15 protein-coding genes and 1 other annotated feature are annotated in these 17,152 nt (G+C 63.0%); of the genes, 9 read left to right on the forward strand and 6 right to left on the reverse strand.

The features are described from left to right. Positions 1-11 precede the first annotated feature (11 nt). Positions 12-689 carry a phosphoribosylglycinamide formyltransferase gene (purN, locus tag FN060_RS03935; protein WP_077547089.1) on the reverse strand — a complete coding sequence of 226 codons (678 nt, stop codon included), beginning with the start codon at positions 687-689 and terminating at the stop codon, positions 12-14. Then, on the reverse strand, positions 686-1,759 hold the full coding sequence (purM, locus tag FN060_RS03940; RefSeq protein ID WP_142586950.1) for a phosphoribosylformylglycinamidine cyclo-ligase: 1,074 nt from the start codon (positions 1,757-1,759) through the stop codon (positions 686-688). The genes purN and purM overlap by 4 nt, the downstream gene beginning before the upstream one ends. Before the next feature lie 174 nt (positions 1,760-1,933). Here purM and FN060_RS03945 point away from each other — a divergent pair, with 174 nt between their 5' ends. From FN060_RS03945 to ppx, 4 genes are read left to right on the forward strand one after another with little or no spacing between them, the layout of a single operon-like run. After that, on the forward strand, positions 1,934-3,073 hold the full coding sequence (locus FN060_RS03945; protein ID WP_142586951.1) for an AI-2E family transporter: 1,140 nt from the start codon (positions 1,934-1,936) through the stop codon (positions 3,071-3,073). Then, positions 3,066-3,773, forward strand: coding sequence for a DnaA regulatory inactivator HdaA (gene hdaA / locus FN060_RS03950; RefSeq protein WP_142586952.1), 708 nt, complete (start codon positions 3,066-3,068; stop codon positions 3,771-3,773). The genes FN060_RS03945 and hdaA overlap by 8 nt, the downstream gene beginning before the upstream one ends. Positions 3,774-3,833: 60 nt before the next feature. Beyond that, positions 3,834-6,020, forward strand: a complete 2,187-nt coding sequence (locus tag FN060_RS03955) for an RNA degradosome polyphosphate kinase (protein ID WP_142586953.1) — start codon at positions 3,834-3,836, stop codon at positions 6,018-6,020. A 17-nt stretch (positions 6,021-6,037) separates the two neighbouring features. Then, positions 6,038-7,555, forward strand: a complete 1,518-nt coding sequence (gene ppx, locus FN060_RS03960) for an exopolyphosphatase (protein ID WP_142586954.1) — start codon at positions 6,038-6,040, stop codon at positions 7,553-7,555. 374 nt (positions 7,556-7,929) lie between these two features. On the opposite strand, the gene FN060_RS03965 is transcribed toward ppx, so the two are convergent. From FN060_RS03965 to FN060_RS03980, 4 genes are all read right to left on the reverse strand, one after another. Next, complete coding sequence (locus tag FN060_RS03965) at positions 7,930-8,934, reverse strand: DUF2891 domain-containing protein (RefSeq protein ID WP_142586955.1); 1,005 nt, start codon at positions 8,932-8,934, stop codon at positions 7,930-7,932. 3 nt (positions 8,935-8,937) lie between these two features. Beyond that, on the reverse strand, positions 8,938-10,083 hold the full coding sequence (rnd, locus tag FN060_RS03970) for a ribonuclease D (RefSeq protein ID WP_142586956.1): 1,146 nt from the start codon (positions 10,081-10,083) through the stop codon (positions 8,938-8,940). 83 nt (positions 10,084-10,166) lie between these two features. Then, positions 10,167-11,405, reverse strand: coding sequence for an MFS transporter (locus tag FN060_RS03975; RefSeq protein ID WP_142586957.1), 1,239 nt, complete (start codon positions 11,403-11,405; stop codon positions 10,167-10,169). Between the two features lie 136 nt (positions 11,406-11,541). Next, the gene (locus FN060_RS03980; protein ID WP_183949828.1) at positions 11,542-11,988 is read right to left on the reverse strand and encodes an SH3 domain-containing protein; all 447 of its coding nucleotides are present in this window, start codon (positions 11,986-11,988) and stop codon (positions 11,542-11,544) included. 52 nt (positions 11,989-12,040) lie between these two features. Between FN060_RS03980 and FN060_RS03985 the strand changes: the two genes are divergently transcribed. The 5 genes from FN060_RS03985 (at position 12,041) to FN060_RS04005 (ending at position 17,096) form a co-directional block, all read left to right on the forward strand. After that, a complete protein-coding gene (locus tag FN060_RS03985) occupies positions 12,041-12,196 on the forward strand; it encodes a hypothetical protein (protein WP_162197780.1) in 156 nt (51 codons plus the stop codon). Between the two features lie 252 nt (positions 12,197-12,448). Next, entirely contained in the window at positions 12,449-12,892 is a 444-nt protein-coding gene (locus tag FN060_RS03990; protein WP_244665685.1) for a BA14K family protein, read from the forward strand. Positions 12,893-13,116: 224 nt separating this feature from the next. Next, positions 13,117-14,904 (forward strand): aspartate--tRNA ligase, encoded by a 1,788-nt coding sequence (aspS, locus tag FN060_RS03995; RefSeq protein ID WP_142586959.1) that lies wholly within the window; start codon positions 13,117-13,119, stop codon positions 14,902-14,904. A gap of 157 nt (positions 14,905-15,061) precedes the next feature. Further along, entirely contained in the window at positions 15,062-15,388 is a 327-nt protein-coding gene (locus FN060_RS04000; protein ID WP_142586960.1) for a DUF1236 domain-containing protein, read from the forward strand. Between the two features lie 98 nt (positions 15,389-15,486). Further along, positions 15,487-15,543: a sequence feature (sul1 is cis-regulatory element that is thought to sense ions involved in sulfur or methionine metabolism; They are found in Alphaproteobacteria), on the forward strand. Positions 15,544-15,611: 68 nt separating this feature from the next. Then, positions 15,612-17,096: a SulP family inorganic anion transporter gene (locus tag FN060_RS04005; RefSeq protein ID WP_142586961.1), complete on the forward strand. Its 1,485-nt coding sequence runs from the start codon at positions 15,612-15,614 to the stop codon at positions 17,094-17,096. The last annotated feature ends 56 nt before the right edge of the window (positions 17,097-17,152 follow it).

Consider the following 17,152-nt stretch of genomic DNA (forward strand, 5'->3'; position numbering starts at 1 on the left):
TCCCCGAACCCTCAGAGCCCGCCGGAGATCAGCGTCTGTTCCGCAAGCGCCGTGGCAGCGCCCGGCGTCGTCACAGCGCGCCCATCCTCCATCCGCACCTTGCCCTCCGCCACCAGCTTCAGCGCCAGCGGATAGAGTTGATGCTCTACCGTCAGGATGCGCGTGGCGAGCGTCTCGGCCGTATCCTGCGCCAGCACCGGAACCGCCGCCTGTGCGACGATCGGCCCCTCGTCCATGCCTTCGGTCACGAAGTGAACGGTGCAGCCGGCGATCTTCATGCCCGCGTCAATGGCGCGCTGGTGGGTGTGTAGGCCGGGAAAAAGCGGCAGCAGGGAAGGGTGGATATTGAGGATATTCCCTTCGTGCCGGCGGATGAAGTCGGCGGAGAGGAGCCGCATGTAGCCGGCAAGGCAGATGATGTCCGGACCGATCTCGTCGAGCGCGGCGAGGATTGCCTCTTCATGCTCAGCCTTACTCGCGAACGCCTTCCTCTCGAAGACCTTCGTCGGGATGCCAAGCGCCTCGGCCTTCGCCAGGCCGCCGGCCGAAGCCTTGTCGGAGATGACGCAGGTGATCTCTGCCGGCCATTCCGGCGCCGCGCAGGCCTTCGCCAGCGTCAGCATGTTTGAGCCGCCGCCGGAGATGAAGACGACGACGCGTTTTCGGCTGTGGCTCTCGACCGAGGTCATAGGGCAAGCGTGCCCTGGTAGATGACACCAGGCCCACCTTCCGAACGCGACACCATCCGGCCGAGCGGCATCACGATCTCGCCCTCTGCGGACAGAACGTCGGTAACAGCCTGGGCATTCTCGGCGGCAACCACGGCGATCATGCCGATGCCGCAGTTGAAGGTTCGCAGCATTTCCTTCGCGTCCACGCCGCCGGTCTCGGCGAGCCAGGAGAAAACGGGTGTGACGGGGATGGAGTCGAGATCGACTTCCGCCGCAAGGTTGGCCGGCAGCACGCGCGGAATGTTTTCAGGGAAGCCGCCGCCGGTAATGTGCGCTAGCGCTTTGATCGCGCCCGTCTCGCGGATTGCCCTGAGCAGCGGCTTGACATAGATGCGCGTCGGCGTCAGCAGCGCCTCTCCCAGGCTCTTGCCATCTGCGAAGGGTGCAGCGTCATCCCAGCCGAGCTTTGACACCGACACGATCTTGCGCACCAGCGAAAAGCCGTTGGAGTGAACGCCGGAGGAGGTGAGCCCGAGGATGAGGTCTCCTTCGGCGATATCGCCGACCGGGAGCAACTGGCCGCGCTCAGCCGCGCCGACGGCAAATCCGGCCAGGTCGTAGTCGCCGCCGGCATACATGCCCGGCATTTCTGCCGTCTCGCCGCCGATCAGCGCGCAGCCCGCCTGGCGGCAGCCCTCTGCGATACCTTGCACGATCGCAGCACCTTGGTCCGGATCAAGCTTGCCAGTGGCGAAGTAGTCGAGGAAGAAAAGCGGCTCGGCACCCTGCACGACGAGATCGTTGACGCACATGGCGACGAGGTCGATTCCGACAGTGTCGTGGTGGTCGGCATCGATGGCAATCTTGAGCTTGGTTCCGACACCGTCATTGGCGGCGACGAGAACGGGGTCGGTGAAGCCTGCGGCACGCAGATCGAACAGGCCACCGAAGCCGCCGATCTCGCCGTCTGCGCCGGGCCGGCGGGTCGAACGGACGGCCGGCTTGATCTTCTCGACCATCAGGTTTCCGGCATCGATATCGACCCCGGCATCGCTATAGGTGAGGCCGTTCCTGCCTGTCTCGCTCATCGCCTGTCTCCGCTCGCTAAGCTTCGAGGGCCATTGCACGGGTTGCGGGCTTATGCAAGCACTTCGCCAGCGTTGGCAGGGGATAGCGGGTAAGGGAGGTCGATGGACTTGACCGTCGACGCGGCGCCAGCCTATCCGTGTCAGGACTGCGGCCAACCACCGGGGAAGACGGCGATGCCCTACCACATCAGCGGAGCGAGCCTGCGCCGTCACATCCTCTTCTGGTTGGCGGCGCTGATCGTTTTCATTGTCTTCCTGTGGGCGTTTCGCTCGATCCTGCTGCCCTTCGTGGCCGGCATGGCGCTCGCCTACTTTCTCGACCCAGTGGCAGACTGGCTGGAGCGGCGCGGCTTGAGCCGGATGATGGCAAGCGTCGTGATCCTTATCTGCTTCGTCCTTGTCTTCGTTCTGTTGCTGATGATCATCATTCCCGTGATCGTCAGCCAGTTGAACGAATTCGCCGCGGCACTTCCGGGCTATGTCACCCGCCTGCAGGAGCTGATCGCCACCCCCGACGCCTTCCTTCCAGACTGGCTGAGCACGCAGATCGAAACGGCCAAGCAGAATTTCTCCAACGTGATGTCGGAAGGGGCGGGCTTCATTACCGGCCTGCTTCGCCAGATATGGGCGTCGGGCAAGACGCTGCTCGACGTCGTCTCGCTGCTGGTCGTCACGCCGGTTGTTGCCTTCTATATCCTGCTCGACTGGGACAAGATGATTGCCAGGGTCGACAGCTGGGTTCCAAGAGATCAGGTTGTCACGGTCCGTCGGCTCGCGCTCGACATGGACAATGCCATCGCCGGCTTCGTTCGCGGGCAGGGCTCCATCTGCCTCATCCTCGGGGCCTTCTATGCCATCGGCTTGTCCCTGATCGGGCTCAATTTCGGACTGCTCATAGGCTTTGCGGCAGGGTTGATCAGTTTCATCCCCTATATCGGCTCCTTCGTCGGGCTGCTTCTTTCCGTGGGGGTGGCGCTTGTTCAATTCTGGCCCGATTACACCTGGATCATAGCGACGGCAGCCGTTTTCTTCGCGGGCCAGTTTATCGAGGGCAACATCCTGCAGCCGAAGCTGATGGGCTCGCGGATCGGCGTCCACCCCGTGTGGCTCATGTTCGCCCTTTTTGCCTTCGGCCTCATCTTCGGCTTTGTCGGCCTCCTGATTGCCGTACCCGCCGCCGCTGTGGTCGGCGTGCTTGTCCGCTTTGCGCTGTCGCGGTATCTTGAGAGCGACCTCTACTATGGCCGAAAGGCCGCGCTTCCTTGGCAGGAGCCGCCGCAGGTACTGGAGCATTCCCGGGACAGCAATGATTGATCCGACCGAGAAAGACCGGCGCCGCCATGAGCAGCTGCCGCTTTCCTTCCCCTATGATGCCGCCACCGGGCGGGACGACCTGCTGGTCTCCGAACGTCTGAGCGCCGCCGTCTCGATCATCGATGCCTGGCCCAACTGGCCGTCGCCCGTCGTCATCCTGGCGGGACCCGTCGGTTCCGGGAAGTCGCACCTCGCGGCCATCTGGCGGGAAAAGAGTGGTGCGACACCCATTCATCCGCAGGCGGGTTCTGGATCGTCGGCCGCGGCCGCCCAAGGCCCGGTCCTGTTCGAGGATGCCGAACGGCAGGGCTTCGATGACACGGAACTCTTCCATGTCATCAACAGCGTGCGCGAGAACGGCCACAGCCTGCTCATTACCTCGCGCCTCTGGCCCATGTCCTGGCCCGTGACGCTTCCCGACCTGCGTTCGCGCCTCAAGGCGGCAACGGTGGTGGAAATCGGCGAGCCGGACGAGGAGCTGCTTGCGCAGGTGATCGTCAAGCTCTTCGCCGACCGGCAGCTTTACATTGATGACAAGCTCGTCGGCTATATCGTCACCCGGATGGAACGCTCGCTGGCTGCTGCGCAGACCATCGTCGATCGGCTCGACCGCCTGGCACTCGGTCGCGGGACGCGGATCACGCGTCCACTTGCGGCGGAAGTGCTGAACGAGGTCGGAAATACCGTCGAGGATGATTGACTGTCATAGTTCCGTCGCCAAACTGTAATATCGGCCGGAGAATAACTTGGGGGCGATGGAATGGACGTGACGACGGAACCGCATGGGCAGGAAGGGATGGCACCTGTCACCGAGGATCTGCTCCAGAGTCCCGATCGCTTCATCAACCGCGAATTTTCCTGGCTGCAGTTCAATCGTCGCGTTCTCGAAGAGACGCTGAACACCGCCCATCCTTTGCTGGAGCGGGTGCGTTTCCTGTCCATCTCGGCCGCCAACCTCGACGAATTCTTCATGGTCCGCGTGGCCGGCCTCGAGGGCCAGGTGCGTCAGGGTATCGTCATCCGTAGCCCGGACGGCAAGACGCCGGCCGAACAGCTGGACGCAATCCTGCAGGAGATCGACAACCTGCAGATGGAACAGCAGGCCTCGCTCGCCGTCCTGCAGCAGTACCTCGCTCGCGAGGACATCCTGATCGTTCGGCCGGCCGCACTCTCCGGTGACGACCGCACCTGGCTGGCCAATGCCTTCGATGACGAACTCTTCCCGGTGCTGACGCCGCTGTCCATTGACCCTGCCCATCCGTTCCCGTTCATTCCGAACCTCGGTTTCTCGATCGCGCTGCAGCTTGAAAGCCTGCACGGCCGCGAGCCGATGACGGGGCTGCTCCGCCTTCCACCGACGCTTGACCGCTTCATCCGCCTGCCCGACGAGGGAGCGGCCATCCGCTACATCACCCTCGAAGACGTCGTCGGGATGTTTACGAACCGCCTCTTCCCCGGCTACGTGGTGAAGGGCGCGGGTACGTTCCGCATCATCCGCGACAGCGATATCGAGGTGGAGGAAGAGGCCGAGGACCTCGTCCGCTTCTTCGAGACGGCCCTGAAGCGCCGCCGCCGCGGCAAGGTCATCCGGATCGAGACGGATTCCGAAATGCCGCCTGAACTGCGCCAGTTCGTGGTGCAGGAGCTTGGCGTTCCGGACAACCGTATAGCGGTTCTCCCGGGACTGCTGGCCCTCAATACTCTTTCGGAAATCACCAAGTCCCCGCGGGAGGACCTGCGCTTCGAGCCGTTCAATCCGCGCTTTCCGGAACGCGTGCGCGAGCATGCCGGTGACTGCCTTGCCGCCATCCGCGAGAAGGACATGGTCGTCCACCATCCCTACGAGAGCTTCGATGTGGTCGTGCAGTTTCTACTGCAGGCGGCGCGCGATCCCGATGTTCTGGCGATCAAGCAGACTCTCTACCGCACCTCGAACGACAGCCCGATCGTCCGGGCGCTGATCGATGCGGCCGAGGCCGGCAAGTCCGTGACAGCACTTGTAGAACTTAAGGCCCGGTTCGACGAGGAAGCCAATATCCGCTGGGCACGCGACCTTGAGCGCGCCGGCGTCCAGGTTGTCTTCGGCTTCATTGAACTAAAGACCCATGCCAAGATGTCCATGGTCGTGCGCCGAGAGGACGGCAGGCTCCGGACGTATTGCCACCTGGGCACGGGGAACTACCACCCGGTCACCGCCAAGATCTATACGGACCTTTCCTTCTTCACCTGCAATCCGAAGATTGCCCACGACATGGCGAATGTCTTCAACTTCATCACCGGCTATGGCGAGCCGGAAGACAGCATGAAGTTGGCCGTTTCGCCTTATACGCTGCGCCCGCGCATCCTTCGCCACATCGAGGAGGAGATCGTCCACGCACAGAACGGCGCGCCGGCGGCGATCTGGATGAAGATGAATTCGCTGGTCGATCCGGAGATCATTGACGCACTCTATCGGGCGAGCGCCGCCGGCGTAGACGTCGACCTCGTCGTTCGCGGCATATGCTGCCTGCGCCCGCAGGTGCCGGGTCTTTCCGACAATATCCGGGTGAAGTCGATCGTCGGCCGCTTCCTGGAGCACAGCCGCATCTTCTGCTTCGGCAACGGCTACGGACTGCCGTCCGACAAGGCGCTCGTCTACATCGGCTCTGCCGACATGATGCCGCGCAATCTCGACCGCCGGGTCGAGACGCTCGTACCGCTCCTGAACCCGACGGTGCACGAGCAGGTGCTCTCGCAGATCATGCTCGGCAACCTGATTGACAACCAGCAGAGCTACGAGATATTGCCCGACGGCACGTCCAGGCGCATCGAAGTGCGTCCGGGCGAGGAACCTTTCAACGCGCAACAGTATTTCATGACCAATCCGAGCCTTTCCGGTCGTGGTGAAGCTCTCAATTCAAGTGCTCCGAAACTGATTGCCGGGCTGATGTCCGGGCGCAGGAACTAAGCCGAGAAAAAGGCCGTATGGTAAGATCTGAAGCGCAGGGCCGGCTGCCGGGCATCGCTCCCGTCTCCGTCGTCGACATCGGCTCCAACTCCGTACGCATCGTGATCTACGAGGGTTTGTCGCGCGCGCCGGCCATGCTGTTCAACGAGAAGGTCCTGTGCGGGCTGGGCAAGGGCCTTGCCTCCACCGGTCGCATGGATCCGACGGCAGTCGAGAGAGCACTGGCGGCGCTACGCCGCTTCAGGGCACTTTCCGAGCAGGCCCGCGCCGCGCACATCTATCCCCTTGCGACAGCCGCGGCACGGGAGGCGTCGAACGGTGACAAGTTCATCCGCGATGCCGAGGAAATCCTCGGCTGCAGGATTCAGGTGCTGACGGGCGAGGAAGAGGCCCTCTATTCCGCCTACGGCGTCATCAGCGGCTTCCATGATCCAGATGGCATCGCCGGCGACCTTGGCGGCGGCTCGCTTGAGCTCATCGATATCCGCGGCGAGCAGGTCGGCCGGGGGATCACCCTGCCTCTGGGCGGCCTGCGGCTCTCCGAAACCTCCGGCCAGTCGATCGACAAGGCAAGATCGATCGCCGCCGAGAATGTCGCGCGGGCGTCCTTCCTGAAGAAGGGGGAGGGACGGACCTTCTATGCCGTCGGCGGTACCTGGCGAAACATTGCCAAGCTGCACATGGAAATGACCGGGTATCCGTTGCACATGATGCAGGGCTACGAGGTCAGCTACGAGGATATGGCCTCCTTCCTCGATACGGTGGTGTCCGGCGACAGCAAACATCCGTCCTGGCAGGCCGTCTCGAAGAACCGCCGCGCCCTGCTGCCTTTCGGCGCCGTCGCCATGCAGGAGGTACTGCGGGTGATGAAGCCTGGCCGCATCCTCTTCTCCGCCCAGGGCGTGCGCGAAGGCTATCTCTATTCGCGGCTCTCGGATGAGGAGAAGGCATCTGATCCTTTGCTGGTCGCCGCCGACCAACTGGCAATCCTGCGCGCCCGCTCGCCCGAACACGCGCGCGAACTCGCGGCATGGACGGGGCGGATGGTCTCGCTCTTCGGCATCGAAGAGACCGAGCAGGAGAGCCGCTACCGACAGGCTGCCTGCCTGCTCGCCGATATCAGCTGGCGCGCCCATCCAGACTATCGTGGGCCGCAGGCACTGAACCTCATTGCCCATTCGTCATTGGTCGGCATCACTCATCCGGGCCGCGCCTATCTTGCGCTTGCCAACTACCACCGGTTCGAAGGGCTGCAGGATGACGGCGCGTCGGAGCCGCTGGCGGCCATTGCCGGCCCCCGCCTGCAGGATCTGGCAAAGCTCCTCGGCGGCATGCTGCGGGTCGTCTACCTCTTCTCCGCCTCCATGCCAGGCATCGTCAATAGCCTGTCCTTCCGACCTTCGTCGTCGCCCGACCTCGACCTCGAGTTCGTGGTCCCGCCCGAGCATGCCAACTTCGCCGGCGAGCGTCTTGACGGCCGCCTGCAGCAACTCGCAAAGCTCACGGGCAAGCGGCTGGCCTTCCGATTCGAATAGGTCCGCGGCGAGGGCAGACCCTCATGATTCCCGGCTCAAGGCGCCACTAGTTCAGTACTCTGCCAAGGGGCGCTAGCCTGCATTGCTGACGAAGACAGCCAGGAGCAGCAGCGCGGATATAGGTGTCGAGGCTCCAATGAGAACAAAGCCCGCTACACTGGCAATCAAGTAGAGAGCCCATAACCATCGGTGAGAGGTTCGCAACCCGATGAAGCCGAGCCCAAGGTTCAGAGCAAAGCCACCAATCGCGATCCAATACATCCCGGACATCGATAGTAGTCCTGCCCGGCGCAACTGGCTGAAGAGTTCAACTCCAGCGGTAGCTGCGAATGCAGCGGCGATTAACCTCAACTCCGTCGGATTTGTCAGAGTAGCTACCCTTCCAGCGCAAGCGTGGCGAAGCTCGCCAGCCAGTGCTCGCCCATGTAGTCGCCGGCGACGTGGGGCAACGCGGCGGCGAGATGTGCCTCGGCAGCCGCAACCATCATCGATCGGCGCGGATCGTCCTCCGGGATCGCCTTGCCCAGCGCTCGCCAACACCAGGCGCGGCTGAGGTTGAGGCCGTCAAGATGGGCGATTTTGCCGTCCGACCGGTCGGAGACCCGGGCTGGACTAAACAGCGTCTGCGGTTGTCCGGCCTCGATCTGAGGCAGGAAGCGGTCGAACCAGCCAAGGAAGTCGTCTCGCGGCATCAGCCGGCGCATGCATTCGGCTTCGACCAGGGCGGAGGAGAGGAAGTCGTCGCCGGACGGCTCGCCCCAAGCCGGGCAGTTCTCGTCAGCGCCGTACCACCGCAGTGCCGTCGCGGACAGCAGGCTGAACAGTGCCCCATTCCCCGTTGCCTCCCCATAATCGGCAGCCAGTCGCAGGGCGAATGCGGTGTTGAAATGCGTCCCGACCCTCACCGGATAGGTGGCAATCGGCAAAAAATCCTCGAAGCGCGCGACGAAGGCATCCGCCAGCGGCTGGAGCGTGTCGAACCAGGCGTGATGCGTGTGCAGGGAGAGTTCCGCCGAGAGCTTCAGCAGCCAGCCCCAGCCATAGGGCCTTTCGAAGCCGCGGGCCTCCGGCGCGGCCAGATAGGCGCATTCGCCCTCCACATTGTCCGGCGTCAGTTGTGCGTTGAACAGTGCCCGGATGGCGGGCGCCGCCTCGATCTGCGGGAAGCGCCGCAGGAGATGCGCCAGCATCCAGTAGCCGTGCACGCAGGAATGCCAGTCGAAGCTGCCGTAGAAGATCGGATGCAGCTCTCGCGGCGTGCGCGCATCCTCCGGCCCCGCCAGAACATGCCCCGGCTTGTTGGGATATTCCCGCCGTACGTGACCGAGTGCGATAGCCGTAAAATGCTGGGCGATCTCGGCGGTCATGGCAGGGGACATAGCCTAGAGCTCCACCGCCTCGACCTTCTTGTCCACGAAGCGTAGTGCGACGCCGCCGGAGATCAGCTTCAAGGCCGTGTCGCCGAACAGTTCGCGCCGCCAGCCATGCAGCGCGGCCACGTCGGCGTCTTCGCCCTCTGCGGCGATCTTCTCGAGATCGTCGGAATTGGCGATCACCTTGGCGGCGACACCCTCCTTGTCGGAGATCAGCTTCAGCAGCACCTTGAGAAGCTCAACGGCAGCACCGGTGCCTTCAGGAGAGCGCGTCGGCTTCGGGGCATGCGGCATCTCGGCCTTCGGCAATGCAAGTGCGGCATTGACCGCCTCGATGACCGCGGTTCCCGAGGCGGACCGTTCCCAGCCCTTCGGGATCGTCCTCAGCCGCGAGAGCGCGTCCGTGTCCTTCGGCTGCTGCTGGGCGATTTCGTAGATCGCATCGTCCTTCAGAACCCGCGAGCGCGGGACGTTTCGGCTGCGCGCTTCCCGCTCGCGCCATGCCGCCACGAACTTGACGATCGCGAGCTCGGTTGGCTTGCGGAGCCGCGCCTTCAGCCGCAGCCAGGCATCATCGGGATGGATGTCGTAGGTATTGGCCGATTCCAGGATCGCCATTTCCTCCGTCAGCCAGCCGGCGCGGCCCTCCCGTTCCAACTGAGCCTTCAGCGCCGCATAGACGTCGCGCAGATGCGTCACGTCGGCCAACGCATATTCCAGCTGCTTGTCGGAAAGCGGCCGCCGGCTCCAGTCGGTGAAGCGTGACGTCTTGTCGATATGGGCGCCGGTGGTGCGCTGCACGAGCTGGTCATAGGAGACACTGTCACCGAAGCCGCAGACCATGGCCGCGACCTGCGTGTCGAAGATCGGATGCGGCACGAGATTGCCAAGGTGGTGGATAATCTCGATATCCTGGCGCGCTGCATGAAAGACCTTGACCACCTTACTATTGGCCATCAGCTCGAAGAATGGCTTGAGGTCGAGGCCCTTCGCCAGCGGATCGACGAGAACCTCCGTCGTCGGGCTCGCCATCTGGATCAGGCAGAGCTGCGGCCAGAAGGTGGTCTCGCGCAGGAACTCGGTATCGATGGTGATGAAGTCCGATTGGGCGAGCTTGGCGCAGGCGTCTTCGAGGGCAGCAGTCGTTTCGATCATCAGGTCCGGTCACAACAATGGAGAGATAAGAGGCTCAGCCTTCCTTCTCCTTCCAACCCGATATGTCAATATAACCCCGCAAATCAGCGGCGGTCTTCCTTGTCTGGTGGCGCGGCGAGCTTGTTGAAGTAGGCCGATGTCCTGAGCAGTGCCCGAAAACGCCTTGGCCGCTCATCCGGTGGCACCGGCGGACGCGTCCCCATTCGCCTCAGCGTGAAGACCGCAAATCCCGCGAAGATGAAGGAGGTATAGATGAAGAAGACGTCCGGGCCGTAATATTCGAGCAGCAGCGAGGCGAGTAGCGGCCCGACCGTTGCGCCGACCGACCAGTAGAAGAGCAGTCCGGCGGAGACGAGTGCGTGTTCGCCATCCTTGGCGTAGTCGTTGCCGTGGGCGGAGCAGAGCGAGTAGAGCGGCATCGAAAAGGCGCCGAACAGGAAGACGCCGATGATGTTTGCGGTCTCGCTCGTGCCCGCGCCGAAGGAGAGATAGGCACCCGTGATGATGGAGCCGATCGTCGTCCACAGGATGACGGTCCGTCGGTCCAGCCGGTCGGAATAGACGCCGAGCGGATATTGCAGCACGACGCCGCCGATGATGCCGGCGCTCATGAAGGTGGCGATCGAGGTGATGCTCATGCCGATCGCTTCCCCGTAGATTGGCCCGATATTTCGGAAGGCCGCCATCGCGAGGCCCACGCAAACCACGCCGACAACCGCGAGCGGCGAAATGCGCCAGACCGCCTTGAGGTCGAAGCGGATCGCCTCGGGCGGCGTCGGGCTCGAGCGGTCGGCAAGCGAGATCGGCACCAGCGAGAGCGTCATGGCGATCGCGATGATGCTGAAGATAACCGTTCCCTCTATGCCCGCCAGCGGGATCATGTACTGCGCCGCCGTCACCGAGCCGAGGTCGACGAGCCGGTAGATGGAAAGCGTGCGGGCGCGATTGGCGTTCGTCACCTTGGCGTTGATCCAGCTTTCGACCGTCGCAAACAGGCTCGCCACCGCAATTCCGATGACGAAGCGCATCAGGAACCAGAAGGTCGGATCGATGATGAGCGACATCGCCAGCGAGCAGGATGCGCCAATCGCGGCCATGGCCGAGAAGGTGCGGATATGGCCGATCTCGCGCAGCAGCCTCGTGACGTAGATGCAGCCGATGGCAAAGCCGACGCTGTAGCCGGCGCCAATCATGCCGATGAGGGAAGGGGAGAAGCCTTCGTAGGAGCCGCGCAGGGCGATATACGTGCCCTGGAGCCCGTTGCCGCCGATGAGGATCCCGGCGGTGACGAGCAGGGGAATCAGCGGACGGATCTGGCTCATGGAGTGCTTTCGGGAGACGTGCTGCGCGACTCGCTCCCCGTGCGGTGGAGCAAGCGAGCATAGGCCGGCAATGCTTCCGCTGTCTCTGGAAATCAGCGCGCCATAATACAGCGAGAGCCGCTTCGGGAAGCGTTTGCTACTGGCCGCTGAGGTAGCGACGGTTGACCCATCCCTCCCAGCCCGTGACCCTTATCTTCTGCCAACCATTCCTCGCATAGGGCAGGAACGAGATGTCGCATTGGTTGGGGGGCAGACGTGCCAGCACCTTCGACTGCGGCGAAGACCAGGCCCTGAGGTTCAAGCGGTCGCCGGGGGCGACGCCGGTCACGCAGTAGAGCGAAGGCGACACCATCGAGATATAGCGCTTGTGAAGCCAGCCGGCGTCATGCCTCGCTTCCACGGGGCACCAGTTGCCCTGGCATTCGCCGATAACCATGACGCCGCACTCGTCGTGCCGGAGCCGGTTGACGATTGGTGCGGACGAAGCCGCCGCACGCCGAACGTTGAGGACGTCGTCGGTCCGCACGTTCACGACGCAGTGCTCCTCGCCACGGATCACCTGCGGGTAAGAGAGGGCCGGCATCAGCAAGCCGGCAAACCCAGCGACTACCGCGAGAGCCAAACCCAAGGAGGGTGTGAAGCGTTCAGAAAGTCGCCGCGACAACATGGTAGCTGGGACCACGATTGGTGTCGGCGTGCTTGGCGAGCAATGGAGCGCCGACGAGAAAGGCCGCAAGAGCAAGGATGAATGCTGGACCCTGAAGTGGCATCGGCTGATCCTCAACGGTTAACAGGGTCTAAAGTAGACAAGTCAAATTAATCGCAGCTGAACAAGCGTGGTTAACGCGGCAATCTGGGATCGGGCAATCGAACTGCCGACGAGTACAGCGCGCCTTGGGCAGCGATGGCATGCAGGTTGGGTGCGGTGGTTATCGCCGCAAGAACCACGATTCCGCTGTAACAGGCCCGGTAACATTTCTGTGCGGGAACCGAATTGGAGAGGATCGGTTCTCCACCCGAAGCTAGATGAAAGGATATGTCTGATGTTTATCGGAAAACCGCTTGCGGCCGGGGCAGTCAGTGCCCTGATGTTCGTCACCTCCGTCTTCCCCGCCGGCGCGGTCGTCATGCCGACGGTGAAGGCTCCGCAGATCTCCGACGTGGAGCAGGTACGGAATCATCGGGATCGCGATCGTCGCTACTATCGGGATCGGGACGATCGGCGCGGTTATTACCGCGGGCACCGTGGCTCCAGGGAATATCGTCGCGGCTACCGTCGCCACAATGATGGCTGGTGGTACCCGCTCGCAGCCTTCGGCGCCGGCGCGATAATCGGCGGCGCGATCAACCAGGGTCGGCCTGCGCAGGCGCTGCCCAGCAGGCATGTCCAGTGGTGCGCCAACCGCTACCGAACCTATCGCGCCTCCGACAATACCTACGTGCCTCGGGTCGGCGTACGTGCTCAGTGCAGGTCGCCATATCTATAGTGTCACCGGAAAGGACGCCTAACGCCTCCGCAGGAAGACCCGCCACCGCGACCCGGTGGCGGGTCTTCCTGTTTGCGCCGGCGTCTGGCCTCGCCGAAGAACCGGCTTCCGCCTTGACAAACCGGGCTGACCGTGCGCTTTTCGCGCCGATTTTCTTGCCAGCTGTCCGGCAGTGCTTCGCACGCCGCTTGATGCAGCATCGCACCAGTCCGGGATACCTAAAGATGCACCGTTACCGCAGTCACACCTGTGCCGCCCTCAGGAAGTCCGATGTCGGCTCCACCGTCCGCATCTCCGGTTGGGTCCATCGTGTCCGCGACCATGGCGGCGTCCTCTTCATCGACCTGCGTGACCATTACGGCATGACCCAGGTCGTCGCGGATCCCGATTCGCCGGCGTTCAAGATTGCCGAGACCGTTCGTGGCGAATGGGTGATCCGTGTGGATGGCATGGTGAAGGCCCGCACCGACGATACCATCAACAAGAACATGCCGACCGGCGAGATCGAGCTCTACGCCCAGGAGATTGAAGTCCTCTCTGCCGCCAAGGAACTGCCGCTGCCGGTCTTCGGCGAGCCGGACTATCCGGAAGACGTGCGTCTCAAGTACCGCTTCCTGGATCTCCGTCGCGAAACGCTGCACAGGAACATCGTCAAGCGCACCCAGGTGATCGCTGCCATGCGCCGCGAGATGGCGAATGTCGGCTTCACCGAATACTCGACGCCGATCCTGACCGCGTCCTCGCCGGAAGGTGCCCGCGACTTCCTCGTCCCGAGCCGGATCCACGAGGGCAAGTTCTTCGCGCTGCCGCAGGCGCCGCAGCAGTACAAGCAACTGCTGATGGTCGCCGGCTTCGACCGCTACTTCCAGATCGCCCCCTGCTTCCGAGACGAAGACCCGCGCGCCGACCGGCTGCCGGGCGAATTCTACCAGCTCGACCTGGAGATGAGCTTCGTCACGCAGGAGGATGTCTGGACGACGATGGAGCCGGTCATCCGCGGCATCTTCGAGGAATTCGCCGAAGGAAAGCCAGTCACCCGCGAATTCCCGCGCATCCCCTATGACGAGGCGATCCGCAAATACGGCTCCGACAAGCCGGACCTGCGCAACCCGATTGTCATGGAAGCCGTCACGGAGCACTTCGCCGGCTCCGGCTTCAAGGTCTTCGCCAACATGATCGCGTCCAATTCCAAGGTCGAGGTCTGGGCGATCCCAGCCAGGACCGGCGGAAGCCGCGCCTTCTGCGACCGCATGAACGCCTGGGCGCAGAGCCAGGGCCAGCCCGGCCTCGGCTATATCTTCTGGCGCCAGGAAGGTGCAGTACTCGAGGGCGCAGGCCCACTCGCCAAGAACATCGGCGAGGAGCGCACCGAGGCGATCCGCAACCAACTGGGGCTCGACGAGGGTGATGCCTGCTTCTTCGTCGCCGGCGAGCCGGAAAAGTTCTACAAGTTCGCGGGCGAGGCCCGCAACCGTGCGGCCGACGAGCTGAACCTCATCGACAGGGACCGGTTCGAACTGTGCTGGATCGTCGATTTCCCGTTCTTCGAATGGAACGAGGACGAGAAGAAGGTCGACTTCGCCCACAACCCATTCTCGATGCCGCAGGGTGGCATGGACGCTCTGGAAAACCAGGATCCGCTGACGATCAAGGCCTTCCAGTACGACATGGTCTGCAACGGTTTCGAGATCGCCTCCGGCTCGATCCGTAACCAGTCGCCTGAACTCATGGTCAAGGCGTTCGAGAAGGTGGGTCTAAGCCAGGCCGACGTCGAGGAGCGCTTCGGTGGCCTCTACCGCGCATTCCAGTACGGCGCCCCACCCCATGGTGGCATGGCGGCCGGTGTCGACCGCATCGTCATGCTGCTGACTGGCGCGAAGAACCTGCGCGAGATCACGCTCTTCCCGATGAACCAGCAGGCGCAGGATCTCCTGATGAACGCTCCGTCGCCCGCAACGGCGACGCAGCTGCGCGAACTGGCATTGCGCGTGGTGCCCTCGAAGAAGGACTGAGCTGGCGTCCCCAGCCATCGAATTGCACAAACGGCGGCCTCGGGCCGCCGTTTCTGTTTCACCGGTACACCTTTGGTGAAGAGCCGATCGCGGCTGAAAGGGGAACCATCCTCTGCCTCCCGTATTGTCTGGCCAGCAGAAGCACAGGAGAAAGAACATGCGCATTCAGCTCATCGCCGCCACCGCGGCCCTCGTCATGGTTTCGGGCGCTGCCGTGGCGCAGAGCACAATCGTCGTCCAGGAGCAGGCTCCGGTCGTCACCGGCTCCACCGTCGTAGTACCGGGCGAAGTCCGTACCTACGTCATGGAACAGAGTGTTCCGTCGGTCGCCTATGAGGGCGAGATCGTCGTCGGTGCGCCGCTGCCTGAAGCCGTCGAAGTCCGCACCGTCGATGGCTACAACGACTACGCCTATACCGTCGTCAACGAGCGCCGGGTGCTGGTAAACCCGCAGACCCGCACCGTCATCCAGGTTCTGGATTGATAGCTTCGAAAGCCCGGATCACGATCCGGGCTTTCCTTCGTCGCCTGACGATGATCAAGTTGCACTGCAGCAACCTAGCCGCTATAGACCCTCCATCACAAGGACTCGGGTGAAATCCCGGGTGGCTCTTCCGGCCGCCGATCCGCCGGACAACGCAAAGCATCATCTCTTCCCAGACCGAAACCAAGTTCCGGCCGATGCTTTTCTTTGCGAAAAATCCCAGATGAACGGTCTTACACACTACAAACGCGAATGGTTTTCCAACATCCGCGGCGACATCCTCTCTGGCATCGTCGTTGCTCTTGCCCTTATCCCTGAAGCCATCGGCTTCTCGGTCATTGCCGGCGTCGATCCCAAGGTCGGCCTGTTTGCGTCCTTCGCCATTGCCTGCGTCTCCGCCTTTACGGGCGGACGGCCCGGCATGATCTCCGCCGCCACCGCGGCAACGGCGGTCTTGATGGTGACGCTGGTCCGCGACCACGGCCTGCAATATCTCTTCGCCGCGACCCTGCTGATGGGCCTCCTGCAGATACTCGCGGGTGCTGCCCGGCTTGGTCGTGTCATGCGCTTCGTCTCGAAATCGGTGATGACCGGCTTCGTCAACGCCCTTGCGATCCTGATCTTCATGGCGCAGCTGCCGGAACTGATCGGCGTGCCGGTCGAGACCTATGTGATGATCGCAGCCGGCCTCGCCATCATCTATCTCTTACCCCTGGTGACGCGCGCCATCCCGTCGCCGCTGGTAGCGATTGCGGTGCTGACGGCCGTCGCCTTCTATTTCGGCATGGACATACGCACGGTCGGTGACCTTGGCGAACTCCCGGACAGCCTGCCGATATTCGCGCTGCCGCAGGTGCCGCTCACCTGGGAGACGCTGGAGATCATCCTGCCATATTCGCTTGCTCTCGCGGCTGTCGGATTGTTGGAGTCACTCCTGACGGCAAAGATCGTCGACGACATGACGGACACCAACAGTAACAAGAGCCAGGAATGCGTAGGGCAGGGGGTGAGCAACATCGCCTCCGGTCTGATCGGCGGCATGGGCGGCTGTGCGATGATCGGCCAGTCCGTCATCAATGTCAGCTCCGGCGGGCGCGGGCGCCTGTCGACCTTCGTTGCCGGCACCTTCCTTCTCTTCCTGATCCTCGTCCTCGACGAGATCGTCCGCATCATCCCGATGGCCGCCCTGGTGGCGGTGATGATCATGGTCTCCATCGGCACCTTCTCCTGGCGCTCCGTCATCGACCTGCGCCGTAACCCACTGCCGTCGTCGATCGTCATGCTGGCAACGGTCATCACCGTCGTGGCAACCCATGATCTGGCGAAGGGCGTGCTGGTCGGCGTGCTACTCTCCGGCGTATTCTTTGCCGGCAAGGTCTCACGGCTCTTTCATGTCCGCTCGAAAGCGAGTGCCGACGGCACGCAGCGCACCTATCACGTCGACGGTGAGATCTTCTTCGCCTCCACAGAGAGCTTCATCAAGGCGTTCGACTTTTCCGAACCCCTTAAGCAGGTGACGATCGATGTGACCGAGGCGCATCTCTGGGACATCACCGCCGTCGGTGCCGTGGATGACGTGGTGCTGAAGTTCCGCCGCCACGGCGTGGAGGTGGAACTGCGCGGTCTCAATGAAGCGAGCGCCCACATGATCGACCGCTTTGGCGTGCACGACAAGGACGATGCGCCGCAGACGGTGGCCGGACACTGACGGAATTCGCCATAACTGGTGCGTGAAGGCGCCAGGGGAGGCAAGACTTGCAACAG

It is taken from the genome of Pseudorhizobium halotolerans (assembly GCF_902153235.2).
Taxonomy (GTDB): Bacteria; Pseudomonadota; Alphaproteobacteria; order Rhizobiales; family Rhizobiaceae; genus Neorhizobium; species Neorhizobium flavum.